At 41.9% G+C, this 26379-nt stretch carries 23 protein-coding genes; 10 read left to right on the forward strand and 13 right to left on the reverse strand.

The window, feature by feature from the left end:
* The first annotated feature begins 16 nt into the window (after nt 1-16).
* The 3 genes from G4P69_RS40395 to G4P69_RS04190 all read left to right on the forward strand — a co-directional run bounded on the left by G4P69_RS40395 (nt 17) and on the right by G4P69_RS04190 (nt 2180).
* Entirely contained in the window at nt 17-163 is a 147-nt protein-coding gene (locus G4P69_RS40395; RefSeq protein WP_208345458.1) for a hypothetical protein, read from the forward strand.
* 67 nt (nt 164-230) lie between these two features.
* A complete protein-coding gene (locus G4P69_RS04185; RefSeq protein WP_208348605.1) occupies nt 231-809 on the forward strand; it encodes a Uma2 family endonuclease in 579 nt (192 codons plus the stop codon).
* 159 nt (nt 810-968) lie between these two features.
* Complete coding sequence (locus G4P69_RS04190) at nt 969-2180, forward strand: AAA family ATPase (protein ID WP_208345465.1); 1212 nt, start codon at nt 969-971, stop codon at nt 2178-2180.
* Between the two features lie 128 nt (nt 2181-2308).
* On the opposite strand, the gene G4P69_RS04195 is transcribed toward G4P69_RS04190, so the two are convergent.
* Both G4P69_RS04195 and G4P69_RS04200 read right to left on the reverse strand, forming a co-directional pair.
* Entirely contained in the window at nt 2309-2929 is a 621-nt protein-coding gene (locus tag G4P69_RS04195; RefSeq protein WP_208345467.1) for a TenA family protein, read from the reverse strand.
* 133 nt (nt 2930-3062) lie between these two features.
* Nucleotides 3063-3545 (reverse strand): cupin domain-containing protein, encoded by a 483-nt coding sequence (locus G4P69_RS04200; protein ID WP_208345469.1) that lies wholly within the window; start codon nt 3543-3545, stop codon nt 3063-3065.
* A gap of 996 nt (nt 3546-4541) precedes the next feature.
* On the opposite strand from G4P69_RS04200, the gene G4P69_RS04205 reads away from it, so the two are divergent.
* From G4P69_RS04205 to G4P69_RS04215, 3 genes are all read left to right on the forward strand, one after another.
* Complete coding sequence (locus G4P69_RS04205) at nt 4542-7937, forward strand: CARDB domain-containing protein (RefSeq protein ID WP_208348608.1); 3396 nt, start codon at nt 4542-4544, stop codon at nt 7935-7937.
* 96 nt (nt 7938-8033) lie between these two features.
* Complete coding sequence (locus G4P69_RS04210; protein WP_208345382.1) at nt 8034-8291, forward strand: hypothetical protein; 258 nt, start codon at nt 8034-8036, stop codon at nt 8289-8291.
* A gap of 557 nt (nt 8292-8848) precedes the next feature.
* Nucleotides 8849-9262: an NUDIX hydrolase gene (locus tag G4P69_RS04215; protein WP_208345383.1), complete on the forward strand. Its 414-nt coding sequence runs from the start codon at nt 8849-8851 to the stop codon at nt 9260-9262.
* A gap of 160 nt (nt 9263-9422) precedes the next feature.
* Here G4P69_RS04215 and aroA read toward each other — a convergent pair whose 3' ends face one another.
* Nucleotides 9423-10706 (reverse strand): 3-phosphoshikimate 1-carboxyvinyltransferase, encoded by a 1284-nt coding sequence (gene aroA, locus G4P69_RS04220; RefSeq protein ID WP_208348611.1) that lies wholly within the window; start codon nt 10704-10706, stop codon nt 9423-9425.
* A gap of 108 nt (nt 10707-10814) precedes the next feature.
* On the opposite strand from aroA, the gene G4P69_RS04225 reads away from it, so the two are divergent.
* A complete protein-coding gene (locus tag G4P69_RS04225; protein ID WP_208348614.1) occupies nt 10815-12008 on the forward strand; it encodes an alpha/beta hydrolase family protein in 1194 nt (397 codons plus the stop codon).
* 103 nt (nt 12009-12111) lie between these two features.
* On the opposite strand, the gene G4P69_RS04230 is transcribed toward G4P69_RS04225, so the two are convergent.
* The 7 genes from G4P69_RS04230 to G4P69_RS04260 all read right to left on the reverse strand — a co-directional run bounded on the left by G4P69_RS04230 (nt 12112) and on the right by G4P69_RS04260 (nt 21143).
* Complete coding sequence (locus G4P69_RS04230; protein WP_208340825.1) at nt 12112-12741, reverse strand: cytochrome c oxidase subunit 3; 630 nt, start codon at nt 12739-12741, stop codon at nt 12112-12114.
* A gap of 34 nt (nt 12742-12775) precedes the next feature.
* A complete protein-coding gene (ctaD, locus tag G4P69_RS04235; RefSeq protein WP_208340827.1) occupies nt 12776-14431 on the reverse strand; it encodes a cytochrome c oxidase subunit I in 1656 nt (551 codons plus the stop codon).
* A gap of 12 nt (nt 14432-14443) precedes the next feature.
* On the reverse strand, nt 14444-15280 hold the full coding sequence (gene coxB, locus G4P69_RS04240) for a cytochrome c oxidase subunit II (protein WP_208340829.1): 837 nt from the start codon (nt 15278-15280) through the stop codon (nt 14444-14446).
* Nucleotides 15277-15672, reverse strand: coding sequence for a hypothetical protein (locus G4P69_RS04245; RefSeq protein ID WP_208340831.1), 396 nt, complete (start codon nt 15670-15672; stop codon nt 15277-15279). Before G4P69_RS04245 ends, coxB begins: the two co-directional genes overlap by 4 nt.
* A gap of 389 nt (nt 15673-16061) precedes the next feature.
* A complete protein-coding gene (locus tag G4P69_RS04250) occupies nt 16062-18773 on the reverse strand; it encodes a chloride channel protein (RefSeq protein ID WP_243902300.1) in 2712 nt (903 codons plus the stop codon).
* A gap of 41 nt (nt 18774-18814) precedes the next feature.
* Nucleotides 18815-20128, reverse strand: a complete 1314-nt coding sequence (locus G4P69_RS04255; RefSeq protein ID WP_208340833.1) for a TldD/PmbA family protein — start codon at nt 20126-20128, stop codon at nt 18815-18817.
* Nucleotides 20129-20279: 151 nt separating this feature from the next.
* Entirely contained in the window at nt 20280-21143 is an 864-nt protein-coding gene (locus G4P69_RS04260) for a Tab2/Atab2 family RNA-binding protein (protein ID WP_208340835.1), read from the reverse strand.
* 342 nt (nt 21144-21485) lie between these two features.
* Here G4P69_RS04260 and G4P69_RS04265 point away from each other — a divergent pair, with 342 nt between their 5' ends.
* A complete protein-coding gene (locus G4P69_RS04265; protein ID WP_208340837.1) occupies nt 21486-23423 on the forward strand; it encodes a serine/threonine-protein kinase in 1938 nt (645 codons plus the stop codon).
* Here G4P69_RS04265 and G4P69_RS40195 read toward each other — a convergent pair.
* The 3 genes from G4P69_RS40195 to G4P69_RS04280 form a co-directional block, all read right to left on the reverse strand.
* Nucleotides 23420-23911 carry a DUF3368 domain-containing protein gene (locus tag G4P69_RS40195; protein WP_208340839.1) on the reverse strand — a complete coding sequence of 164 codons (492 nt, stop codon included), beginning with the start codon at nt 23909-23911 and terminating at the stop codon, nt 23420-23422. The genes G4P69_RS04265 and G4P69_RS40195 overlap by 4 nt on opposite strands.
* Nucleotides 23908-24186, reverse strand: coding sequence for a UPF0175 family protein (locus G4P69_RS04275; protein WP_208340841.1), 279 nt, complete (start codon nt 24184-24186; stop codon nt 23908-23910). The genes G4P69_RS40195 and G4P69_RS04275 overlap by 4 nt, the downstream gene beginning before the upstream one ends.
* A 129-nt stretch (nt 24187-24315) precedes the next feature.
* The gene (locus G4P69_RS04280; RefSeq protein WP_243902301.1) at nt 24316-24924 is read right to left on the reverse strand and encodes a Uma2 family endonuclease; all 609 of its coding nucleotides are present in this window, start codon (nt 24922-24924) and stop codon (nt 24316-24318) included.
* A 126-nt stretch (nt 24925-25050) separates the two neighbouring features.
* Here G4P69_RS04280 and G4P69_RS04285 point away from each other — a divergent pair, with 126 nt between their 5' ends.
* Both G4P69_RS04285 and G4P69_RS04290 read left to right on the forward strand, forming a co-directional pair.
* Nucleotides 25051-25791 (forward strand): DUF561 domain-containing protein, encoded by a 741-nt coding sequence (locus G4P69_RS04285; protein ID WP_208340896.1) that lies wholly within the window; start codon nt 25051-25053, stop codon nt 25789-25791.
* Nucleotides 25792-26143: 352 nt separating this feature from the next.
* Nucleotides 26144-26311 carry an antitoxin family protein gene (locus G4P69_RS04290; RefSeq protein WP_208340842.1) on the forward strand — a complete coding sequence of 56 codons (168 nt, stop codon included), beginning with the start codon at nt 26144-26146 and terminating at the stop codon, nt 26309-26311.
* The last annotated feature ends 68 nt before the right edge of the window (nt 26312-26379 follow it).

Below are 26379 nucleotides of genomic sequence, written 5' to 3' on the forward strand. Positions count from 1 at the left end.
CTCCCTACTCTACTATATGATTAATACAGTAGTACATACGAACTATGAAAAACTCCAATATGGGAAGCAGTGGAGTGAGTTCGTGGAACGAAAGCGCCGCTTTGACCCAGACAACATATTAACACCAAGTCAAGGTATTTTTTCGCCTACCAATCGTTCATAAAGTGTTACATTATAATTTCAGATATTCAGAAGTATTTCTAACCAAAGGGTTTGAGAGGGCGATCGCCATGACAACAGCAACCAAAAAACTCTCCCTAGAAGAATACCTCGCTTACGACGACGGGACAGACACTAAATATGAGCTAGTGGACGGAGAGTTAGTGGAAATGCCACCAGAAACCAATAGGAATAACCGGATTGCCCTATACCTGCTGTCAGAATTTATCAAACTAGTACCTTTATACCTAATCTGTCATAAAGATACGGAAATTGTTGTTACAGGTAATCGCACTCGCGTCCGCCTGCCAGACTTAATGATTTTAACTGAGGAATTATTCGCAGCGATCGGTAGCGGAAGAGCTACAATTACTCAGGATATGCCATCTCCTGCGCTGGTGGTTGAGGTCGTTTCTCCTGGCAAAGTTAACGAAGACAGGGACTACCGCTACAAGCGATCAGAGTACGCTGCACGGGGAATTCCAGAATATTGGATTATTGATCCTGGTAAGGACGTAGTTACAGTCCTTACCCTGGTAGACGGATTATACGAAGATGCTGTATTTCAAGGGAGTGATTACATAGCCTCAACAACTTTCCCTGAGCTAAAACTGACAGCAGCACAAGTTTTGGCAGCAGGACAATCCTAATGTCTTTTGTCCAAGGTCAACACACCATCTCTCATGATCACGTTAGACTTAGGAATTAAAATGTAATAAATCTGACCTATAGTAGAGTAATCTTCCCAACAAATTAGACAACCAACACATTTTGATAATGATTCTCCCTTATTAAAGGATCAAACTTTCGTGGAAATTAAACAGCTAATTTTAGAAGCACTTAGCCTTCCAATTAACGCTACTTCCTACTACGTTAGCCAGAAATTAGCAGAACTTTATCCAGAATTAGCACTTGTCGAAGGTAGCGACTGCTCATTTAACCTGGAGAGTTATGCAAGAGCACATAAGTGTACCATTGAACAGCAAGAGATTATCCACAATCAAGTCAAAACTTCGTGGGATGGCTCGTCTAAGGTAGTACATCATGGAGTCTCCAATGCCTATTTGAAGGTGACATGGCACAGACATACTCTTGATGTACTCCTCATGAGTTGGGGTACTGAGTGGTCTACAGTTCGATATTATTGGATTTTAGCTGAAACCAAAGAAGTCGCCGAAAACTTTTTTGCAGACGTTGCAGAGTGGAACGAGCAGATTCGGGAGGAGGTTTTGGTTTTTGAAGAAGGTTACTGGGCGAAAAGCCCGGAACTATTTAGAGCTATTAAGAGCGCAACGTTTGATAATCTTGTGTTGCGTGGTTCTCTTAAACAAGATATTCAAGATGACTTAGGTAACTTCTTTTCATCACAAAATACTTATCAGGAATACGGTATTCTCTGGAAACGAGGTATTTTGTTGATTGGCTCACCAGGGAATGGAAAAACTCATGCAGTAAAGGCATTGATCAATAAAATGCAGCAGCCATGTTTGTACGTCAAAAGCTTCAAAGCCCGATATGATAACGAGAGCGAAAACATTCGTAAAGTCTTTGATCGAGCACGTACATCAGCCCCATGTATTCTGGTTTTAGAAGATCTTGACTCTCTTGTGAATGCAGAGAACCGCTCGTTCTTTTTGAATGAACTTGACGGTTTTGCATCCAATTCAGGAATTGTGACCATCGCCACCACGAACCATCCAGAGCGTTTAGATCCAGCTATTGTTGATCGACCTAGCCGCTTCGACCGTAAGTATCATTTTGAACTGCCGAATCAACAAGAGCGCTTAGCTTACATAAAGCTATGGAATCAAACACTCAAAGCTGATATGCTCCTTGGAGAAAAAGCTATGACTCAGGTTAGCGAACTAACTGATGGCTTCTCATTCGCGTACCTAAAAGAACTGTTCCTTTCGTCTTCAATCCGGTGGATCGCTACGATGGAGTCAGGAGGGCTAGAGAAAACGATGCTTGAACAAGTAGCTACACTGCGAGAACAAATGAGCAGTGGAACCACAGAGTAATAGGAATTTAACAAATACACCCTTTAGGAACCCCCAGGGTACAGCATACCTGTCGGGAACCCCTTTAGGGCAACCCCCTCATAGATGTGTAGCAACATTTAAGTAAATTTTTTTTCCTGCCAACTTACTTAACTGAGCCATGCAGCTTGGAAAAAATCTCGCTCACATAACATCGCATACCGATAGATTGACTGTACTGCCGTTATCTGAGTGACGTAACGCTCAACCAGATTTTCTAATGTCTGCGCCAGTGGAGCAAAATCTGTACTGCTATAAGTCCTGATCCAATCAGCATACTGATGATTGGGTATGCCATCAGCAGCCAACTGCTCTCCCAAAAAAGCATAAAGACGCATACAAGGAGACATAGCAGCTGCAGTCAATCCCACATCCCCACCCCAAGCAGTCGCTAACAAAAAGTCAGTATAGCGGCGAGTTGCTGTACCTGGTTCCACAGTGCCCAAGTTAACATTCCATTTCGCCGCATAGCCTTCATGCAATCGTAGTTCTTCTAATACCCCCGAGGCTAGATTGTGAAAGACTGTAAATCCCTCGAAATCGGGAGCTTTAGCAGCAGCAATACTGTAGGCACGCGCAAAAGCTTCCAAAAAAAAAGCATCTTGTCCTACATAGTAAGCAAACTTCCGTTCGTCAAGACTACCATCCCCAAGACTTTGAACAAACGGATGCTCAAGACACGCTTGTGCCAAATCTTGATTCGCTTCCCACAATTGTTGTGAAATTGTCATTGTTGTCAGTTGTTAAGTAGTTGGGCAAAATCAATTTTATTTGTGGAGGTAGAGAACAGAGAAGCCAGAGGAAGAGGGGCATGGGGCATAGAGACAATGAAACAATACCCAAACCATGTTTACTGGGCAGCTTTTACCTGTTTTGAGGATTGGTTAAAATAGCTTTTGGTTGATTAGCATTAAATAGAGAAGCTGACAACAGAATAACCGATTTGTTCGTTTGGTTTTCTCCATAATGAACCATTCCCGCAGGTTCGACTAAAGAATCTCCCACTGTCAGCTGTGTTGTTTCCCCTTTTTGAAGAATCAATTGTGTGCCGTTAGCTTTCGTTACTTTAGCTTCTCCTTCCACTACAGTATAAGTTAAAGTTCCGTCCTCTACTCGTTCAATCTGCATTCCTGGGTGAGTATGAGTAGGAAGTTTTGTTTTTGGTGCAATTGTATAACGTACAAGCTCAAGAATTTGCTTTTTATCAACAGTTGGATAACCATTAGCTAAAACTTCACGAGTGACAGATTGAGTGTAAGTATTGGCTTGTGAGGTCTGTTGACTGTTAATAACTACACTATCAAAAGCTAGGATAGCTAACGGGAGAATCACAGACAATTTTCTCATAGTCAAGGTTTTTGCAGTAACTTAATAAATATTACTTTTCCTTCTTGAGTCAGTAAAACTGATCCTACATTGCGCTTTCAACTCATCTGCAACATTGCCCATCAATTTAGGCGATAGCGTAGCGCGCCCTAGCTCCCAACCAAGCTTCCCTTGGTTGCCCTGTGCCTCTGACACAGGGGAAGGGTTTCCCAAAAGTTACTCTTCAGGACAAGAAGGGCGATCGCACTTCCTGACTAGTTAAGTTAGTCACTTTGGATGCGATCGCGTCCCGAAGGGGCTCCGTACTGTACACATTCCACGCACAACCTTGGACAAAACGTGCTACCTTCAGGAAATTATAAACGTTTCAGGAATTCTTCAACAGAGTTGTTGAAGTGGTTCGCCACTTCTGATTTTCCACATCCCGTGAAAAGTCGGAAGTACATGAGTTTGCAAACCCGCATCTGTGCCAAATCAACTAAAATATTTATTTTTTCACAAAAAAACGAGTTTATACTGAAGACATTTTGTTAAATATTTAATTATATATTAAAAATCAATAAAAAGAACTGCTAACTAAGCCTTTTTGTTTTAATTCAAAACAATTTTTCTCGCTCTTTATGTATTCATTTAACGATTTTTTACTTAAGTAGATATAGTCTTTAAAGTATTTTCTTTGTACTAGATTTACGGTTTTTTTGAGAAAAACTTTGTACTGTATAAGCATTCGTATTTTTCATTTGAAGAAAAGCCGAAGGCGATTTAAATGGGGATTCTCACCCCATCCAATCGAAAGCCAGCACCTTGGGTTTAGTAGGGGGCTGAATCCAGTTTAGGCAAGGGAGAGCAAATGGCATTAATCCTCGATCTTGTCCACTAAATCAAATCTTCTGCCCTCTGATTTGCCCGAAGGTCTGTTTAATTTTTCAAAAACTAATATTTTAATTTCAACCTTTGAAATTCCAAAGGCTATCGTATTCATTCTGTCGAAATACCTAACTTTGAATGGATTAATCTATGTTTGTTAGCCAAAATAATCCCATTAAGACAGATAGTCTTATCGCAAATAATCTAAATACCAATTTATATAGCACTGATAAGAGCTATCTATCCGATGTAAACCGTAATAACTATACTTCTAGTTACCAAGTTTATGAACCCATGGTTGGATCAGCCAGCAGTTCTTCTGTTACTGGTGAACCAGACTTAATATTTCAAAATGTTTCAGCACCAAGTAGTACAACAGTTGGTAGTACTATTCAACTTAACTACGAACTGAAGAATCAAGGCAATGCTAGTGCAGATTATAGCTACTCTAAGTTCTATCTCTCCAAAGATACTACTCTTAGCAGTGATGATGTGTTTTTGAGCTATGATTTTGTTTCCAACATTAGTGTGAGTGGTATCAGTTACGAATCAGTTTCACTCACTATTGCGAATAGTACTAGTGGTGGTAATTATTATCTGTTGTCTCAAGCCGATGGTTATAATTATGTCTCTGAAAGCAATGAAAGCAATAATATTACGGCTAATGCAATTTCTCTGACTAAATTGACACCAGACTTAATAGTTCAAAATGTTTCAGCACCAACTAGTGCAACAGTTGGTAGTACCATTCAACTTAACTACGAACTGAAGAATCAAGGCAATGCTAGTGCAGATTATAGCTACTCTAAGTTCTATCTCTCCAAAGATACCACTCTTAGCAGTGATGATGTCTTTTTGAACTATGATTTTGTTTCCAACATTAGTGTGAGTGGTATCAGTTATGAATCAGTCTCACTCACTATTGCGAATAGTACTAGTGGTGGTAATTATTATCTGTTGTCTCAAGCCGATGGTTATAATTATGTCTCTGAAAGCAATGAAAGCAATAATATTGCCGCTAATGCAATTTCTCTGACTAAATTGACACCAGACTTAATAGTTCAAAATGTTTCAGCACCAACTAGTGCAACAGTTGGTAGTACCATTCAACTTAACTACGAACTGAAGAATCAAGGCAATGCTAGTGCAGATTATAGCTACTCTAAGTTCTATCTCTCCAAAGATACCACTCTTAGCAGTGATGATGTGTTTTTGAGCTATGATTTTGTTTCCAACATTAGTGTGAGTGGTATCACTTACGAATCAGTCTCACTCACTATTGCGAATAGTACTAGTGGTGGTAATTATTATCTGTTGTCTCAAGCTGATGGTTATAATTATGTCTCTGAAAGCAATGAAAGCAATAATATTGCGGCTAATGCAATTTCTCTGACTAAATTGACACCAGACTTAATAGTTCAAAATGTTTCAGCACCAACTAGTGCAACAGTTGGTAGTACTATTCAACTTAACTACCAAGTCAAGAATCAAGGCAATGCTAGTGCAGATTATAGCTACTCTAAGTTCTATCTCTCCAAAGATACTACTCTTAGCAGCGATGATGTGTTTTTGAACTTTGATTTTGTTTACAGCATTGGTGTTAGTGGTATCAGTTACGAATCAGTTTCACTCACTATTGCGAATAGTACTAGTGGTGGTAATTATTATTTGTTGTCTCAAGCTGATGGTTATAATTATGTCTCTGAAAGCAATGAAAGCAATAATATTGCCGCTAATGCAATTTCTCTGACTAAATTGGCACCAGACTTAATAGTTCAAAATGTTTCAGCACCAAGTAGTGCAACAGTTGGTAGTACTATTCAACTTAACTACCAAGTCAAGAATCAAGGCGATGCCAGTGCAGGTTATAGCTACTCTAAGTTCTATCTCTCCAAAGATACCACTCTTAGCAGTGATGATGTGTTTTTGAACTGTGATCTCGTTTCCAGCATTAGTGTTAATGGTATCAGTTATGAATCAGTCTCTCTGAATATTGCTAATAGTACTGCTGGTGGGAACTATTATCTGTTGTCCCAAGCTGACGGTTATAGTTATGTCCCTGAGAGCAATGAAAGTAATAATATTGCTGCTAATGCCATTTCTCTGACTAAATTGGCACCAGACTTAATAGTTCAAAATGTTTCAGCACCAAGTAGTGCAACAGTTGGTAGTACTATTCAACTTAACTACCAAGTCAAGAATCAAGGCAATGCTAGTGCAGATTATAGCTACTCTAAGTTCTATCTCTCCAAAGATACCACTCTTAGCAGTGACGATGTGTTCTTGAACTCTGATTTCGTTTCCAGCATTGGTGTTGGTGGTATCAGTTATGAATCAGTCTCACTGACTATTGCTAATAGTACTGCTACTGGGAACTATTATCTGTTGTCTCAAGCTGATGGTTATAGTTATGTCCCTGAGAGCAATGAAAGTAATAATATTGCTGCTCAAGCTATTACACTACAACAGACTAATAGTGATTGGTATAGTCAAAATCTAAAAGATGCAGGATTGATTAATTTAACTCGCTCTCTGGGAGCAGATGGAAACTTAAGTAGAAATGATATGATTTCTGTGTTCCAAGAGACTGAAGATAATAGCGTCATTGATACTACTGAATTAGTTGATCTTCGCACGATTGTTAGTAATGCTAGCCGCTTTACTATGCTAGATTATGTTCGTGTTCTCTCAGACGATGTAGTGAATGGGAATACAGCGAACCAATGGTGGACAGGAGGTGGCACAACTCAGACAGCACTAGGAAATCTTTATGGTGGTAGTAGTGCGACACAAATGGAAAAATTGATTGGCAAGTGGTTCTTAGGAAGCGATCGCCCTACTGCATCTAATAATGCCAGCTATCAAGCAATCAGTGGTTCTTTATTCCAAAATGGTATTAGTGCAGATGATATTAAGCAAGGCGCTTTGGGAGATTGTTATTATTTAGCTACTCTATCTTCCATAGCTCAGAAAAAGCCTGACTACATCCAGAATATGTTTATAGACAATGGTGATAATACTTTCACGGTTCGTTTCTTTAAAAATAGTGTAGCTAACTACGTCACAGTTGATCGATATTTACCGACTGATGCTTACGGACGTTTAATATATAGTAATCCAGGTAGTTCCTACAATGATTCTAAGAATGAATTATGGGTAGCGCTAGCTGAAAAAGCCTACGTTCAATTGGGTGAGTTAGGTTGGAGCCGTCCTAGCTATACCAAAAATGCTTATACTTCTATTGAAGCTGGTTGGATGGATTATGTGACTAATCAAGTCACTGGCTTAGAGGCAACTAAACAACAAGTTGCCAATATGACGAAAACTCAGCTTATTAATTTAGTCAACTCCAATAAAGTATTAACTGCTGGCTTTGTTAACGGTGCTAATTATGGTGTAGTTAACAATCATGCCTATACCGTTACTGCTTACAATGCAACACAAGGAACATTTAGAGTTAAAAATCCTTGGGGATATCAAGACGCTGACTTAACATGGGATCAATTGCTTAATCTCAAAACGTGGTTTGTTTGGTCGAACGTTTAGCTAGCACCAAAAGAAGCCTCACATCTGAATCCGGTACTCCGGATCAGTGTGAGATGAATTTTGCGGCGGCGACGAAACCAATGAAGGCATCCGAATTTGGCTACTCGTGAATCTAATCAAGAATTTGTGGGACAAAAAGATTCTTTTTTAGATTTGCTTGATTCTCACATTTACGGTATCGTCTTGACTTTAAGCACAATTGTGCTGCTTATCTATGGTTTTGTCTTTGGTAATTGGGGAGATTATGTGCAGCAGTTTCAAAGCGATCTCTTTATCCATGGCATGAGCTTAGCAGTTTGCGTATTTTACCTTTTATTTCCTACTGCTGTTGGTGATGATATGGCTCGTCGCTGATGGAATAATCCCGAGGTATTTTTAGCAGTTGTGTTTGTTCCTTTACTGGGTTCTCTTGCTTATCTTTGTTTGCGCCCACCATTACTGTTATCGACCACTCGTGAAGAATCATTAATCACTTATCGGTAAATATCGGCAGCGATCGGCGTACCTGACATCTTGCACCCCGGCTGAATCAGCCCGATATACCGCCCTACACTTAAGTGTAGGGCTAATAGCTTAAGTCCATTTCAACGGACTGAAATCCTTGATCAGTCCTCTTGAGAGGACTTTAGCTATCAGCCAGCGATTTAAATCGCTGGCTGGCTGACAGCCTAGTGCAAGATATCGGGTACCCTTCGCGAAGGGCTAAAGCCCGACGCCCTTACTAATGTACCTCACTTACCTGCAAAGCATTGTAGGTATTACTCTTCGACACTCAAAATCAGTAAACTTACAGTACGAATGTAGGCTAACATACAGATTAGCTCTCAATTTTGGCAGTGCTTTCAAAGTTCAATCTACTTCTTTGAATTAATTTTTTTACAAAAGATTAAATTCTTGAGGATCTAAGCCGGATGAGTCGAAAAGTAAGCAAAGTATTTCAGCAATCTGGAGTTATCCCCTATAGATTACAAAATGGAAGCCTCGAAGTCTTGCTGATCACAACCCGCAACCGCCAAAATTGGGTAGTTCCCAAAGGTGGCGTAATAGATGGAATGAGCCCAGCCATCTCAGCAGCAAAAGAAGCATGGGAAGAAGCTGGAGTTGTCGGGCAAGTATATACCCATGAACTTGACACTTATAAATATCGTAAAAAAGGCAAGAAATACGAGGTTAAGATGTTTTTGTTGTCAGTTGAAACAGTATTAGAAGATTATCCAGAAGTAGGTCAAAGACAGAGACAATGGTTAGATATAAACAAAGCTATTAGGCGAGTTAAGAAACCTTCAATTAAACGAATTCTTAAAGATTTTCTCGAACCCAATTAAATTATTCTTTTGCATTTCAATGCAAGCTTATTCCAACTAGGCAAATCAGATGTTTTGGTAGAAATAAAGTTAGTTTATCACGCAACAATTCCTTCCAGTCAATGCTGATTTATAACCTCAATTTGATTAGAAAATTTTTTCACAGGTGTCAGCTTAGCACTCACGATAAATCTAACATTTGAAAGAACCGGGTAAAGTAATCTGGAAAAGTCTTTGCGGTACAGCCAGGGTCTTTAATAATAATCCCTGGCACTTTCAATCCAGTCACAGCAAAAGCCATTGCCATTCGATGATCGTGATATGTTTCAATCTCTGCTGGGGTAATTTGGCTTGGTTCAATTTTCAATCCATCAGCAAATTCTTCAACCTTGACTCCTAGCCGACGTAACTCAGTGACAACGGCTCGAATACGTTCAGTTTCTTTATACCGAATGTGTTCTACATTACGAATTGTGACTGATGAACTAGCAAAGGGCGCGATCGCTCCCAACGTTTGCACTAAATCCGACATATCATTCATGTCAATGTCGATCCCCTGCAATTGTTTGGGTCCTATCACTTCAGTGTAGTTATTAGAGCAATTAATCTGGCAACCCATCTGTTCTAAAACATTGAGCCAGAGAATATCACCCTGGCATGATTGTTTTGTTAAATGGTTAACCCGAACTCTTCCACCTGTAACCGCAGCAGCAGCAAAAAAGTAAGAGGCATTTGACGCATCAGGTTCTATGGTATAATTATTACCCTGATAACGCTGACCAGCTTTGATCTGAAATTGATTCTCTTCTGTTTGCAGCACCTCTACGCCAAAATCCGCCATAAGGCGACAAGTCATTTTAACGTAGGATTGGGAAACCAGCGTACCTTCAACCTCAACGGTAGTGTCCTGTTGAGCATATGGTGTAATCATTAGTAATGCTGAAAGCTGTTGACTAGTTTGGTTGGCTTTCAAGCAAAAATGCCCCCCAGAGAATTGCTGAGCGTCGATAGTGTAGGGCATAAAACCAGGATTACCTTCAAAGTTAATGGTTGCTCCGCCTGTTTGCAAAACTTTGAGTAAGTCGCCCATTGGTCGTTCCCGCATTCGAGGAACACCATCTAGGCGATACTTGCCCTTACCGAGCGCAACCAACGCTGAGATAAACCTTGCTGTTGTACCAGATAAACCCACAAATAAATCCGCCTGCTTGGCTGGAATTTCGCCCCCTCTTCCCGTTACCTGGATTTGAGCTAGATCAGAATTTAGTACAATGGCAATCTCCAAGTTTTCTAAACATTTGGCAAAATAAGTGCTATCTTCACTAAACAAGGCATTTTCTAATATAGAATCGCCTTGTGCCAAAGCAGCAACGAGCAGCGCCCGATTAGTAATACTTTTAGACCCAGGAATCTCTACTGTGGCATCCACTGGGCGATTCAGAGCAGGGATTTCAATAGTATCCACGTTACACCTCTATGCAAGTGATCAGCTACAGTATATATTCTCTTAAGTAGGGTTGCACTAGAGAATATTTCTCACACCATCTTCTCCAATACGAGCGACGAAAGCCTCATGAAGCTATTTTTTACTGATCAAAATTTCTCTTATAATTTACTGCGGACAGTTGGACATAGTGTTTATGGTGGTGCTGATATTGGTGAATGTTTAGCAACAGTCGCTCGGATCGAAGACGGCAATTATGAACACTGGTACAATGAATGGCATAATACTGCCCAACGGGTGGAACACCATGCGTCTAAGAGTTTGAAAACAGGGAATCCCATCAGTGCTCGTCAAGCTTATTTACGTGCCAGTAATTATTACCGTACTGCTGAATTCTTCCTGCACAGTAACCAACAGGATCCACGTATCCTTGAGACTTGGGGACGAAGCGAAACCTGTTTTCGGCAAGCGGTTGAACTATTTACGCCTCAGATCGAAGCGATTGAAATTCCTTTCGAAGAGACAACTTTACCTGGCTATTTCTATCGCAATAATTCAACTAATCAACCCTGTCCAACCGTAATTTTCTATCCAGGTTTTGACTCAACGTTAGAAGAATTGCATTTTTTTGGAGCGTCGGCAGCAGCAGCGCAAGGTTATAATTGTCTGACATTTGCTGGTCCAGGACAAGGCGGTGTAATTCGCAAACAGAACATTCCCTTTCGCCCAGACTGGGAAACAGTTGTAAATTCAGTGGTTAATTATGCTTCCAACCTTTCTGAAGTTGATACAAAACAACTCATTTTATTAGGACAAAGTTTTGGTGGACTATTAGCCATACGTGCGGTAGCCTATAATTCTCGATTTGCTGCTTGCATTTTTCATGGTGGCATCTTTGACTTGTACGACTCTTTTCTAGAACTGTTTCCACCAGAATTAAGCGCTCAATTATCAATTGCTGATGATACCAGTATTAATCAGCTTGTGAGTGCCGTCATGACAGCAAATCCTGGTGCAAATGCATTGCTTGGTCATGGTATGTATGTGATGGGGGTATCGTCTGGTGCCGAACTCGTTGCCAAAATCAAACGATTCACATTGAAAAACCTAGCTCAGCGTGTTACGTGTCCAGTCCTAATTATCGATGGAGAACAAGATCATTTCTTGCCTGGCCATGGAAAGCAATTGTACGATATGCTGATATCTCCGAAAGATTACTTGCTATTTTCAGCCACTGAGGGCGCGGAAGAACATTGCCAAGTTGGTGCACTGGCGTTATGCCATGAACAGTTATTCAATTGGCTCAAGCAACAGGGGTTGTGAAGATCATTTGACATATATATTGTAAGGGCGTACCCTTTGTGTTTCTGAAGGGTACGCCTCTAGATCTCTATCTCTGTGTCTCTTTTAAAGAATTGCCATAACACTAAAACAGAGTCAGGATATACAGTAGGGAAAATAGGATGATCCAGATGATGTCTACAAAGTGCCAGTAGATTTCTGCCATTTCAATGCCAGTGTGTTTACTAGCAGAGTAATGACCTTGACGACGCGATCGCCACAGCACTCCGAGTATCAACAACAACCCTATAAATACGTGCAAACCATGAAAGCCTGTCATTAAGTAAAAACAGTTGGCAAACACGTTAGTCGTTAACCCATATCCCAGCGTCAGATACTCGTATACCTGACCCCCAAGGAAAATAGCTCCCATCAGAGCAGTGACAGCATACCACAATCGCATTCCAGCGACATTGTTTTTCTTAATCGCTGTATCACCTAAGTGGATAACGAAACTGCTAGAAACCAGGATGATGGTGTTAATCGTTGGCACAAGTAATTCTACTTCTGTACCTTCAGGTGGCCAAACTGCGTTACTACCGCGCAAAAAGAGGTAACTCGCAAAAAAACCGCCAAACATCAAGGACTCGGAAACTAGAAAAGTTAGCAGCCCAAGCACCCGCAAGTCTGGGTGTTCTTCATGGGAAACACCGACTTCCTCTAGTGTGACTGAATCCGACGATATTCTTGGCGTGTTAAAAGTTGAATCCTGCATAAATTCCTATTTCCAGATCCAATTATTGATTTCGCTAAACAGCAGGTTGGGCTGTTCCATTAGCTGCAACATCGCTTTTGCCGTAATCGTAGGGACCGTGAGTCACCACAGGTAATACTTCCCAGTTTTCAATTGCAGGAGGCGAAGCGGTTGTCCACTCTAAAGTCAGAGCATCCCAAGGGTTATCTGATGCTTTAGTACCATACATCCAACTCCAGACAACGTTGATGAAAAATGGCAGCACGGATATTCCCAAAATGATTGCCCCAAAGGTACAAATATGATTGATTCCGGCAAACTGAGGGTCATACATTGCAACTCGTCGCGGCATTCCTTGCAATCCAAGCTGGTGCATTGGTAGGAAAGTGAGGTGAGTACCAATAAAAGTCAGGGCAAAATGAACCCGTCCCCAAGTTTCATTCAACATACGCCCGGTCATCTTGGGGAACCAATGATAAATTCCCGCGTAGATGCCAAATACAGAACCACCAAATAAAACGTAGTGGAAGTGACCAACTACATAATAAGTATCGTGGACGTGGAGATCGAAAGGCGCTGTACCCAATGTCACACCACCGAGTCCGCCAACAACGAACATTGACAGCAAGCCAATAGCAAACAGCATGGCACTGGTAAAGCGGATCTTGCCACCCCAAAGTGTAGCTACCCAACCAAAGATTTTGACCCCAGTAGGAACAGCAACAATCAGAGTGGAGATAGTAAAGAACATCCTCATCCAAGGGGGTGTACCACTGGTAAACATGTGGTGTACCCAAACAAATAAACCTATAACGCAGATTGCCAAGCTGGAATAAGCGATCGCCTTATAGCCAAAAATCGGCTTCCGTGCGTGAACTGGAATCACCTCCGACATAATGCCGAAGATAGGCAAAATCATTAAGTATACCGCAGGGTGGGAATAAAACCAGAACAAGTGCTGGTAAAGTACCACATTTCCACCTGCATCAGGTTTAAAGAAAGAAGTGCCAAAGTTGATATCAAATAACAACAGCACCAGTCCCGCCGCCAACACTGGGGTAGAAAGCAGAGCTAAGAATGAAGTTGCCAAGATTGCCCAGCAGAATAATGGCATTTGAGTCCACTGCATGCTAGGTACTTTCATCTTCAATATCGTGATAACAAAGTTTAACGATCCCAAAATTGAGGATGTACCCACCAACACAATGCTAAGAATCCACATTGATTGGGCAGTATTCGCCGTAATTAAACTCAAAGGTGGGTAAGCTGTCCAGCCACTTTGCGAACCGCCAAACACAAAACTTCCCAGCAGGAGTGCTCCGGCTGGAGGATTGAGCCAAAATGCGATCGCATTGAGTTTCGGAAACGCCATATCTCTCGCCCCAATCAACAACGGTATGAGGAAGTTGCCAAACCCCCCAATTGCGGCAGGGACAATCCAAAGAAAGATCATCAGCGTACCGTGATTGGTCATGAAGGCGTTATAAAGACTGGGGTCGAGGACATCTGATTCTGGCGTATATAATTCAACTCTCATGGCTACCGCCATCAATCCCCCAATCAGATAAAACACAAAGGCTGTAACTAGGTATTGAATGCCAATGACTTTGTGATCGGTGTTAAAGGTGAAGTAGTCGTACCATTTCCACTTCTCGGGTAGTTGGTGATGAGTAACGACCTTTGTTGCTTTCGGAGCTTCTAACTGTGTCATAGGAAAAATAGGCTATGAATGTACTGCAACGGTTTGGTCGGTTTCTGGCTGTTCTGCAACGCGGTTTTCTTGCAGCCAGCGTTCAAAATCTTCTGGTGTGTGGACGACCACGGAAGAACGCATACTGCCGTGATACGCGCCACAAAGTTCAGCGCAAACTATCGGAAATTCTCCTGTTTTTGTTGCAGTGAACCGCAACTGTGTCGGTTGTCCAGGAATTGCATCTTGCTTTAACCGGAATTGTGGCACCCAAAACGAATGGATGACATCATTTGCAGAGATATTAAGCTGTACGTCTTGTCCAATGGGAACATGTAATTCACCAGCATTTATATCGCTATCAGGATAATTAAAGATCCAAGCGTACTGCATTCCGCTCACGTTCACCACTAGAGATGGTGGTTTGCCTTCGTTTGCAGGTGCAGAACCAATACCAATTGAGCTAGAGTTGGGCTCTGAATCGTGCGCTATCATGTGATGGGAATTCACCTCAATTCCTCCCATTTCAGTGTAAACATTTACACTATAAATTCCTAGCCCGATAACAATGATTCCTGGTACTAGAGTCCACAAAATCTCCAGAGGAAAGTTACCTTCGATGGGCTGTCCATCACCATTATCACCGCGACGACGACGGAATTTTATCAGAGAATATACGATTGCCCCTTGTACTACTAAAAACAAAGCAGTACCAATGCCTACCATCACGTTAAAGAAATTGTCTACTAATGGCGCTTGTAGAGAAGCTTGCTCTGGCAGAAGAGAATTATTTTGCGCTACCCACAAGCTAATGAGAGTCACTAATATGCCAGCAATTAGGGTGAAAACCCCAAGGGGAATTTCTTTCATAAATAAATTTCCTCTGGATAAGTATTTCGCTGCCACAGTTTTTCTAAGATTTCAACTTGTCTTCGCAACACAGCAGCACGATAAAGAACATATCTGTTATGCAAAGCAATTCCTGAACAAAGACTAATGGGGGCAAAAAACATCAAACATACTAGCACATAGATAGTTGTATTCTCCCGATTAGTACTTAATTGCTGAGCATCTTTAACTGCATAGAGTAAATGCTGTGTCGCGATAAAATCAAGATGATGCATCCAAACCAGGCTTATCACTCCTAAAGCTGGAGAAAGCACTACTAAGGTTAATAAACAGACTGTCAGAAACCTCAAGAGATTCGGTTTCATCACAGGACTAGTTAGCTGAACCATGTCTATTGCACAAACCTTCTTCATAAAGATTTTGTATATAAACAGGGTTATATCAGCTACCTCACCTCTGTGTAGCATATTTTATTATGCATGTACTCAACTGTTTAAAGCCTTAAAGGATAAGGATTTAGAATTTTTTTCAGGGAGGGGTACTAGTATTTGGTCGTTTTTTTATGTCCATATAGAGATGAATTACATTAAGTAATGTACTAGTGGTAACTTAATTTCGTGCTAAAATAACCAACTTTATAATTTTTTCAGAACTATTAAGATTTCGTATAATCGTTCAAAGTGAACAAAACCGTGACGCTTTTCAGGGCATGGGGCATGGGGCATGGGGCATGGGGCATGGGGCATGGGGCATAGGGCATAGGTTGAGTATCTACTCATTTCGCTGCTCCTATGCTCCTCCTTTAATTATTAAGCGCTCCTCTAACTAAAATCACTGTGCTTTCCACACCAGATGCGATCGCCTCTGGGATATTACCTTTAATTGCATGTTGTAGCATTCCCTCACGAGAAGCTCCCAAAACGATAACATCGTAACGTTCCCTTCTCACCAAGTTAATAACTCCATCACAAACAGAATCTGCTTTAAGTGGGATCATGGTGACTGATGTGTTATTCAGTCTTCGCTGATGAAGAAGCTGACGGCTCGCTTGTTCTAACAGTGTCAGATTTGCTTGTGACTCTGATGGCTTAAATACTTGAGCGAGGTGAATTTCTGGTTGTGGGTTATTACCTAAAGTTATGAATGCAGGGAGGAGTTTAAGTGCTACCGATGCATTAGGACCACCAGCCATGGGGACTAACCAACGGTTAAACGAGTGAGTTGCAGAGGATTTTTTAGGAGTTACTTTATTTGTGAGTTCTGCAGGAAAAAGATCTGTTATCTGTTCTGTTACCAAGTTGATTGTACCCAGCTTCACTAACACAAGATCGCAGGTTGCTTTGTGAATTAGAGTATCGACAACGTCACCAAAAATACGCCCAGGAGTAGAAGTGTTACCCTTCCACCCCATTAAAATCAAGTCTATATGTCGGTCTTTGATGGTTTCTAGAATTGCTTGTGCGACATCATGAGCAACTCGTATTTGTGTATGAACAGGAATCTTCCACTTTTTTCCCATAAATTCGGCTTGTCGCAGCAAGCGCCGACTCTTTGTTGTCCTAACTTGTGCTTCTGACGGAGTTGTGTTGCGGGAGACAAGCACGATTTGCACACACTCTAATTCATAATGGCGATCGCGAGCAATAACTGCTGCCATTTCTAATAGGATTCCTGCTGTGTCGGGATTCGCGATCGGTACTAATAATCTACCCCTGCCAGTGCTAGGCGATCGCGTTTGATAGACTACATAAGAAGGATCTGATCTCAGTCCTGTTTGCTTGCTGTCGCAATTAAGATGATTTGCTTCTGCACGAATAATATCTGCACGGGTAATAATCCCAACCAGCCTCCGTCCTTCGACAACTGGTAACCGACTAATTTTATAGCGGTCTAGTAAATAGAGTACATTGCCTAGGTTATCAAGAGGCTTCACAGTCAATGGACTGCTAGTCATTATTTCGGTTATTGGAGTATTGCCTGCTAAGTTTCGATCACGTATTTTTAGGAAATCACTTTGAGTAATAATTCCTACTAATTTGTTATCTTCTACAATCGGGAAACCTCGGTGATGGGAACATGAAAAAGCTTGTACGGCTTCATCTATAGTTATATTGGCCTCTAAGGTTTCTACCCGCTCTTGCATCACATCGTTTGCTTTTAACTTCGTCAAAATCCCTTCATCGGAGACTCGTTTTTCAATATCGATGCCATTTAAATTTAAAATTCTGTTATAAAGTGATCCTGGCAAGAGCTTGTCAGCAACTAAGTAGGATGTTACAGAACCAATCATCAAAGGAAGCACCAAAGTAAAATCCATTGTTATCTCGAATACAATCACAATTGCCGTGATTGGCACTTTGGAAACAGCGCTAAAGAATGCTCCCATCCCTACCAAAGCATAAGTAATAGGGGAAGCAGCTCCTAAAACGTAAGACTGGCAGACACCTACTAAGTAGCCGAGAGTACAGCCCAATACAAGACTAGGTGCAAATAATCCTCCGGGAACTCCTGAACCGAAGGCAACCAAGGTAAGGATAAACTCGGCAACAAAAGCGATCGCTGCCCAAGTAGGATTAGCAGATCCACTAATTATATAATCTCCCCACTTAGTAGTATCCCGAAAAGAGACAGGTAGCAGAGCAACTACAGCACCAGATATCATTCCGGCTAAAGCTACCCGCATAGGTAAGCTCATGCGGAATTTTCTGTAAAACTTAATACTCGAGACAACACCTTTATTAAACAATGCAGCAAACAATCCAGCTAAAATCCCCATAACTAGGTAAAAAGGGATTTCTGGAACTGAAAAACTGCTAGTATATTCTGTTGATTGCAGGAGATGTTGGAGAGCACTACCACCCAATAGCCGAGATACCACCCCACCAATAAACGAAGCGATAATTGCTGTTCCCAGGGTGAGTCCTGATAAATCCTGAAGTAACTCTTCGACGATAAACAATACACCTGCAATTGGAGCATTGAAAGCCGCTGACAAACCAGCACCAGCACCAGCAGCAATCATTTGTCGCCGATGGTCTGGGGACGTGGGAACCAAACGACTGATTCCTGCTGCTAAACCGGCTCCTACTTGGACTGTGGGACCTTGTCTTCCTAGCGTTATGCCTGAACCCAAAGCAATGATGGCACTTAGTAACTTCACAATAGCCACACGCCAGGATAATCTCATGGGTATGTTAGCTAGAGTTGCTTTGACTTGGGGGATACCACTACCACCAGCCTCTGGGGCTAACCTTTCTACTAGTAAACCAGCCAAAAAGCCAAGACAAAGACCAATTGTCGGTAAAGCAACCCAAGCCGGTAGAAACTCAGTAGTCTCTACTCGCCATGTTCCTAGCCATTGTGTTCCAAATTTCAGTAAAACAGCGGATAAAGCAGCAACGATACCAATAACAGACGCTTCTGCGATCGCTAAACCTTTTGTTGGGTGCCATAGAGTACGAAAGCGATGAACAACAGAAAGAGGTGATACATAAATCCAAGATTCAGGTTTCAAAAGTGGTAAACCCCATTCCTAGTTAGTTACAACAATCCTGTTCAACTGTTTCTTCCAATGATTGATAATCCTTCTACTATGAGAGACGGAGTATAGCAAGAACCATTCCAGTCCCCATCGCCACCCAGTGTAACCAATTGTTTAAGAACTGTGTAGACATTTCCTGCGACCATGGTATCTTTAACTCGCCCGGTGACTTGACCATTTTTGACCCGGTAGCCCAAATCAATATTGATGGAAAAATCGCCAGAAATACCATTTCCTCCTCCCAGCATTTGATCCACAACCAAGCCATCATCTAGTTGTTCAATTAAGTTTTGTAAAGATCCAGACCCTGGCTCAATTAAAAAATTAAATAGCCCAGGAGTGGGATAACTGCCTAAACCAGGACGAAAACCATTACCAGAAGAAGTCATACCTAAATGGCGTCCAGTAGTGCGATCGCAGTAAAAATTTTGCAACACGCCATTTTCGATAAAGACTAGGTGCTGGGTTGGTGTACCTTCGTCATCAAATGGGCAGCTATATGGTCCTGCTTGAGGATCTTGGTAGAGGGTAAGGGTGGGTGATGTAACAAGTTGACCGAGGCGTTCTCCCCAGGGGGAAGACTTTTCCTGTACTCGCTTACCATTCAAAGCTGCTTGGACAGTACCCCAAAGCATATCGGCTGCTTTAGAAGTGAACAAAACAGGAACCCGCCCTGTTGGAGAAGGCACATTTTCTCTTGCCCAGTCTAACCTCTGTATAATTTGTTGGGCGACTTTCTCTGATTGGAGTTGACTACGTTCAATTTGACCATCAGAAACACTTAAAAAATCGTCACCCCTTACCAATTCTGCTGTTATATAGCAGCTAAGAGTCGTATCAGTATAGTAGCAATCTAAACCTTTGCTGTTAACAAGTCTGGTAGTTTCAAGATCACATTCCCAATCAGCAGCGCAGACAACTTCTGGATAAACTGAGCGAATAAGGGCGATCGCGTCTTTGCCCCAATCAACCAACTTTTTTACTGGCACGTCTTCCCCTAAATTTGGGTAAGAAGGCTTAAAATCACCGTTTAATTCCACGACTTCGGGTTGATTGAGCTGACTCAGGAGTATAGCACGCTCTACCATTGCTTGTGGTTCTACAGGACCATAGGCAACAGTTAGTCCAGGACATCCGTTTCGCCACAGCCGTAGAGCTATGCCTTCAGCTTGACTGGTTTCTAACTGCTTGAGTCGGTTAGCTTCAAAAAACACTGGTCGCGATAGCGATCTCGACTGATAAACCTCTGCGGCTTCTGCTCCAGATTTTGTAGCTAGTTCTAGGAGTTGTTCTGCTAATGGATCTTCTTGTAAGTTTTCAGGCACCATGGTTGTTGTCGGTTCTCGAATTGTTAGGTGTTAGTTGTTAATTGTTGGGGATTGGTGATTGGGGATTGGTGATTGGGAAAGAACTTTTCCCCAGTACCCAGTACCCATTACCCAGTCCCCTCTCATGACTAACCACTAACCATTCCCAAATTTACGGCAGATTGACCTCTTGCAACAGCCAAAACCCAGTAAAAGATTCTGCTTGCGGATCAGACTGTATTGAGATAAAATGCACGCCATTTGCTTTTTGCTTTGCTTGTTCAAAACCTTTCGCTTCTGCTAAGGTTTGGGGATTTTTGATACTTGCCACAATCCAGCTTTCGTTAAAACCAGTCTCTAAAAGTAATCTTGCGCCTTGACTGTCATCAAACTTTAACCAAGCCAACTCTAAACCAGACATCCAGGCAGCTATTGGCAATGCTCTAGGAGAGAAAATCAAAATACCAGGAATTCGATCTTCAGGAGAAACCTGTGCCATTTCTAACGGAAAACCTTCGCCAAAGCCTATTTCCCATTCATGCATTTCCTCCAGTTCTTTTGCTTGTAAGGTAACAAATGCCCATTGTTGTCCTTCCAACGCATCTGGTAAGCGTTGGGGTGAAGGATTTTCTACCCGTACTGAGGGATTAGTGCCTGCTTGATACCCTGGTTCATTCGGGTACACTTCCTCCATCCTTTGCTCTAGCCATTGATTAAGTATTAAAGTGCGACGGCTAGGCTGAGCGGGTATGCTCAAGTCTTTGCAAGCTTTTGTGATCATATTGTTCATTTGCCGTCGGAAAAAGCGGATTCTTTTCGGCGGTTCTCCAGCTTTGCTGATTGCTTCTTCCAATGCCTGACGCAATGTCACGGAGTTAACCTCAGTACTCGGGCAATACTGAGCATACCGAAATAAAGAATCAATTTTCGTGCGCGTATCTGAGGGACTTTCGCACACCAAGACTTCCCAAACTTTTTTCTGATTTTCGTCCAGTATAGGACGCGAGTAAAAATCTAGTTCCCAAATACTGCCCATGTTATGCCGAGAAATCTCGCGACTTTATATTTTCGTTATATTTTAATCATACGAGGCTATGAGCAGCATCGACTAAAAAAGATGTTGGTAACGACAAGCAAAGTTATTAAAAGGAGTCAGGAGTCAGAATACAGGAGCCAGAATACACCACCCATAAAGGAACGGTGTTTTAGGAAAAGTTTCAACCCTTGTCTCGGTAACGAGTAGACGAGATTTTAAACCAACAACTTCATTCTGACTCCTGACTCCTGAATCCTGAATTCTTCTTGATAAAATACCAAAACTTAACAAATATCGCAGAAAAATTCATGATATAATCACACGGCTGATAGATCCCTAACTATGGTCTACTGCCTTTATCCCAGTTGCGAGAAGCCGTTAAATCCTAAAAGATCAAACTTCTGCCAAAGTTGCGGGACACAACTGGTGTCTTTGTTGCGGAACCGCTATCGCATTATCCAACCTCTTGGAGGTGGTGGATTCGGCAGAACTTTTTTGGCAGAAGATGAAGACAAGCTAAAAGAGCAGTGTGTAGTCAAGCAGCTAGTGCCGCAGGTTCATGGAACTGGTGCTATGCGTAAGGCAATTGAGCTGTTTCAAGAAGAAGCACGGCATCTACAAGAGTTAGGAGAACATCCACAAATACCAACTTTGTATGCTTACTTCAGCCAAGATAATTACCTGTATTTGGTTCAGCAGCTCATTAAAGGGCAAACCTTACAACAGGAACTGAAACAGCAGGGAAGTTTTAACGAGGAAAAGATTTGGCGACTTTTAAGTGAATTATTGCCAGTTCTCCAGTTTGTCCACGAACACCACGTTGTTCACCGTGACATTAAGCCAGAAAATATTATTCGGCGATCGCCCCAAGGGGATCTGGTACTAATTGATTTTGGGGTAGCCAAACTGTTAACAGGAACCGCTCCAACCCAACCAGGTACAAGCATTGGTTCACAAGGTTATGCTCCGATGGAGCAAATGAAATATGGTCATGCATCGCCAGCGAGTGATTTATTTAGTTTAGGTGTGACTTGCTTTCATCTCTTAACGGGAGTCTATCCATTTCACTTGTACCTGGAACAGGGCTATGGCTGGGTAACCCATTGGAGAAAATACCTAAAATCTCCCATATCTCCTCAATTGGAGCAGGTGCTAGACAAGCTGTTACAAAAAGATTTAGATAAGCGCTACCAGTTTACGCACGAAGTTTTACATGAATTATCGGGATCAACTCCACGAAATTTTTCTGCAACAAAACCGCCATCACGGATTATCCCCAAAACATTAATTTCTTCAAGAGGTTTTTTTCAAAAAATAAACCAGTTAAAAAATCCAGCGGTAGTCGGGATTGCCATTCTGGTTTTAGGATTAGCAGGTTATCGCTACTGGCAAAGCTTCGAACCTTTCACAACCCTGACAGGACATTTAGACGAAGTAAATTCCCTCGCTTTAATTCCTCAAACTAGTACTTTTGCTAGTGCCAGTGATGACAAGACCATTAAACTCTGGGATCTTAACACTAGAAAGGAAATCCGGACCCTTAGAGGACACTCAGACTGGATTTATTCTGTTGCCATCAGTCCAAATGGTCAAACTATTGTTAGCGGTGGTAAAGACGACACCATCAAAGTTTGGAACTTGAACACTGGAAACGAAAAACAAACTCTTAGGGGGCATAAGAGTTTTGTTAATTCTGTGGCAATTAGTCCAGATGGTCGTAATATTGCTAGTGGTAGTTATGACACTACTATCAAAATCTGGGACTTAAAAACTGGAGGTGAAATTCGCACTCTCAAAGGCCATTCTAGTGCTGTTTTATGTGTTGCTTTCGGCTTAGACGGTCAAACCCTTATCAGTGGAAGCGCGGATAGGAAAATAAAAGTGTGGAATTTTAATACAGCAAAGGAAATACGCACTATGACAGGTCATTCAGGTGATGTTAATGCCCTTGCTATTAGTCCAAATGGTGATCTGTTGGTTAGTACTAGCGATGATAAAACGATTAAAGTCTGGAATCCAAACACAGGTAGGGAAATACGCACTCTAACAGGTCATTCAGCTAATGTGCAAGCTGTCGCCTTTAGTCCAGATGGTAAAATGATCGCTACTGGTAGTGATGATCAAACTGTTAAAATCTGGAATTTACGCACAGGAGCCGAGGTAAAAACCTTAACAGGTCATTCAGGCGAGGTTTTTGCTGTTGCTTTTAGTCCAGATGCGAAGAAGCTTTTGAGTGCTAGTGCGGATAAGACTATCAAGATTTGGCGGCTTTCGCCTTAATTCTTACGTAGCTCACTTTCAAACCATGCCATGACCTGAGAACTGATGTGAATTCCTTGTTTACTCAACTGGTGAACAGCCTCTATGGCTCGTGTCTTCGATATTAGTCCTGCCTGACAAGCTGCAAGCATTATTCCTACAGTCCCTTTTACAGGTAACTTCATCGTTCGTGCAATCCGCCTCCCCAATCGTTCATCGATGATTACCCAATCTGCTTGAATTTCTTTAGCCAAAAGTAACACTTGCAATTCGCCTTTATCTAACCCTAACAGTAAAGGTTCAATTGTTGGTGAAGTTCGAGGAGCTTGTACCTGAATCCATTGAACACTAGCGAGTTCGGCAGATCCTGGTTGACCTGAACCTTGAATCACAACTTCCTGATACACCGCAAGGGGAACAAACACTTCATCAAACAATTTATTCAGCAGTTCTAGCTGGTTGATGAGTGAAAGTGCAATCAGTGGAGTGGCGTTAACAACAACTTTCACAAATTTTTCGTCCGAGTCGCAATTTCTCGACTGCTAATAGCTTCAGCATCAAGTTCTTCAGGATCTAAGTCAATAACTGAAAATCCATAGTCACTAAGCTTTCTGTAGAATTCCTGTCGGCTACAGTTTAGGATTGACGCTCCGATACCAGACGAAATCTTCCCTTGTTCGTACAGATGTCCTAGAGTGTAAATCATCACCAAGTGCGAAAATGTTTCAGGGGTCTCTCTAGAGGCAATCAACAATTCTTCAGGAAAGCTGACACTGATGTCCATAAAGCAGGTATTATATCAGGTTGACCATGTAACTATTCTAGAACATCTCTTCTAATTCCAATATTTAGGACTTACCCATTGACCAAGTCTATTGACACACAAAGTTCTTTGTGAGACTAATTGTGCTTCCTACTGTTCCGTGATAATCTGGCTAAACTCATTCACAGCATCATACTGATCTCCCATACGCGAAAACTTTGCCAGCAATTCTAAATCTAAGCTTGTAAGTAAAGAACTTTTTGTCACCTTTTGGTATTCCTCTTCATGTAAACAGTAAACAGAAAGCGTCCCATCTTCCCAAAACCACACCTCTGGAACTCGGAGACGTTTGTAGACCTGTAGTTTATCAATTCCACCACTGGTAACGGTAATTTCAACGACCAGATCAGGAATGGGTTTCTTAGTCCCTAAGTTATAAGACTCATCAGGCTCTGTTCGCGTACCGTCTTTTCTTTGACCTAGTGTAGCGCTTCCCCGACCGTAAAAACGGATATTTTTGATTCGCATGTAGGTTTCAAGCAACATTGCAACGGTTGTTTTAAAATCTTCATGATCGTCAGAAAGTGGGGACATGATTTCTAGAGTTCCATCCAAATAAGTTAGTCGCGCGCCTGTACCTTCTAGATCCACATCCAGCTTTTCAAGTTGATCCCAACTAACATTATCTAGTAGAACATATGAAGTCTTTGGGGTGGCAGGTTTTTCAAGCACTGGGGAATACATAGCGCTATAGCTCATCGACAAAGTTTTTGTCTACATAATAGACCACTTCCCCATTGATAAGGAAGTGCTAATGAGAAGTTAGCCCTATCAGCAGGGAAGCGGTACAATAATCCTAATTTTCAAAGCTTGACTCATACAAATATGACGATGCATCCTCTACTCAAACGTGCATTTATTGAGCGCCGCGCCCTCAAGGTTATCAGTGGGTTGAATAATTTTGATAGCGATCGCGTAGCTGCAACAGTTAAGGCAGCAGATCTAGGCGGTGCGACTTTTGTAGATATCGCCGCCGATCCCGCTTTAGTTCTATTAGCAAAAGAATTGACAAATCTGCCTATTTGTGTTTCAGCAGTTGAACCTCAGAAGTTTGTCGAAGCTGTAGCCGTTGGAGCAGATTTGATTGAAATTGGTAACTTCGATTCTTTCTATGCCCAAGGACGTAGATTTGAAGCTCCGGAAGTTTTGGCATTAACTCATCAAACTCGTGCTCTTCTTCCTGAGATTACCCTTTCTGTCACAGTTCCCCACATTCTCCCATTAGATCAACAAGTACAGTTAGCAGATGATCTAGTAAAAGCTGGTGCGGACATCATCCAAACTGAAGGCGGTACCAGTAGCCATCCAACTCACTCTGGTGCATTAGGACTCATCGAAAAAGCTGCTCCTACCTTAGCAGCAGCTTACGAAATTTCTCGTGCAGTATCAGTACCAGTGCTGTGTGCTTCCGGTATTTCTAGCGTGACAGCACCCCTTGCTATTGCTGCTGGTGCTGCTGGTGTTGGTGTTGGTTCTGCCATCAACCAACTTAACAGCGAAGTGGCAATGATTGCTGCTGTGCGGGGCTTAGTGGAAGCATTAGCAACTGGGATTAAAGTCGGTTAAAGCTTGGTTTGTTGTAAAAGAATTTCGCAAAAATTCTGTAAAGCTATCCATAAACAATATGGGTATGCCTGTGTGTTAAAAATTTGGGACGGGTAATACATTACCCGTTCGTTTCCCTCCGTGGCCTAAAGACACATGGTTTCTAAACTGATATCTTGCACCTGGGCTGTCAGCCAGCCAGCGATTTAAATCGCTGGCTAATAGCTAAAGTCCTCTTTAGAGGACTGCTCAAGGATTTGAGTCCATTTCAACGGAATGCGAGCTATTAGCCCGGAACTTCAGTTCTGGGTGGGGGATCGGGCTGATTCAGTCCGGGTGCAAGATGTCAGTAAACGTATCGGGAGGTTTGTAGATGACTATAAGTATAGAAGCTGTTTATGAGCAGGGAGTACTTAGGCTATTACAGCCAATTCAATTAGCTGAGGGAACTCGTGTTGAAGTCACTGTAACTCTAACACCTAAAGACAAAACTCCTAAAGAAATTCTGGCGGAAATTGCTGCCATGCCTCTAGAAGTTTGATCATCACTTTCGGCAATTCGGTTTCGTAAATGTTGTGCCTTAAAAGCGGGCGGTGGGCGGAGCGTCAC

Source organism: Aetokthonos hydrillicola CCALA 1050, assembly GCF_017591665.1.
Lineage (GTDB): Bacteria > Cyanobacteriota > Cyanobacteriia > Cyanobacteriales > Nostocaceae > Aetokthonos > Aetokthonos hydrillicola.

Coding starts and splice junctions, on each gene's coding strand:
- G4P69_RS04260 (WP_208340835.1), bottom strand. CDS start 21,143: ATGGGCAGTATTTGGGAACTAGATTTTTACTCGCGTCCTATACTGGAC.
- ctaD (WP_208340827.1), bottom strand. CDS start 14,431: ATGACACAGTTAGAAGCTCCGAAAGCAACAAAGGTCGTTACTCATCAC.
- coxB (WP_208340829.1), bottom strand. CDS start 15,280: ATGAAAGAAATTCCCCTTGGGGTTTTCACCCTAATTGCTGGCATATTA.
- G4P69_RS04255 (WP_208340833.1), bottom strand. CDS start 20,128: ATGGTGCCTGAAAACTTACAAGAAGATCCATTAGCAGAACAACTCCTA.
- G4P69_RS04195 (WP_208345467.1), bottom strand. CDS start 2,929: ATGACAATTTCACAACAATTGTGGGAAGCGAATCAAGATTTGGCACAA.
- G4P69_RS04200 (WP_208345469.1), bottom strand. CDS start 3,545: ATGAGAAAATTGTCTGTGATTCTCCCGTTAGCTATCCTAGCTTTTGAT.
- G4P69_RS04285 (WP_208340896.1), top strand. CDS start 25,051: ATGACGATGCATCCTCTACTCAAACGTGCATTTATTGAGCGCCGCGCC.
- G4P69_RS04205 (WP_208348608.1), top strand. CDS start 4,542: ATGTTTGTTAGCCAAAATAATCCCATTAAGACAGATAGTCTTATCGCA.
- G4P69_RS04185 (WP_208348605.1), top strand. CDS start 231: ATGACAACAGCAACCAAAAAACTCTCCCTAGAAGAATACCTCGCTTAC.
- G4P69_RS04275 (WP_208340841.1), bottom strand. CDS start 24,186: ATGGACATCAGTGTCAGCTTTCCTGAAGAATTGTTGATTGCCTCTAGA.
- G4P69_RS04265 (WP_208340837.1), top strand. CDS start 21,486: ATGGTCTACTGCCTTTATCCCAGTTGCGAGAAGCCGTTAAATCCTAAA.
- G4P69_RS40395 (WP_208345458.1), top strand. CDS start 17: ATGATTAATACAGTAGTACATACGAACTATGAAAAACTCCAATATGGG.
- G4P69_RS04215 (WP_208345383.1), top strand. CDS start 8,849: ATGAGTCGAAAAGTAAGCAAAGTATTTCAGCAATCTGGAGTTATCCCC.
- G4P69_RS04230 (WP_208340825.1), bottom strand. CDS start 12,741: ATGCAGGATTCAACTTTTAACACGCCAAGAATATCGTCGGATTCAGTC.
- G4P69_RS04225 (WP_208348614.1), top strand. CDS start 10,815: ATGAAGCTATTTTTTACTGATCAAAATTTCTCTTATAATTTACTGCGG.
- G4P69_RS04280 (WP_243902301.1), bottom strand. CDS start 24,924: ATGAGCTATAGCGCTATGTATTCCCCAGTGCTTGAAAAACCTGCCACC.
- G4P69_RS04245 (WP_208340831.1), bottom strand. CDS start 15,672: ATGAAGAAGGTTTGTGCAATAGACATGGTTCAGCTAACTAGTCCTGTG.
- G4P69_RS04290 (WP_208340842.1), top strand. CDS start 26,144: ATGACTATAAGTATAGAAGCTGTTTATGAGCAGGGAGTACTTAGGCTA.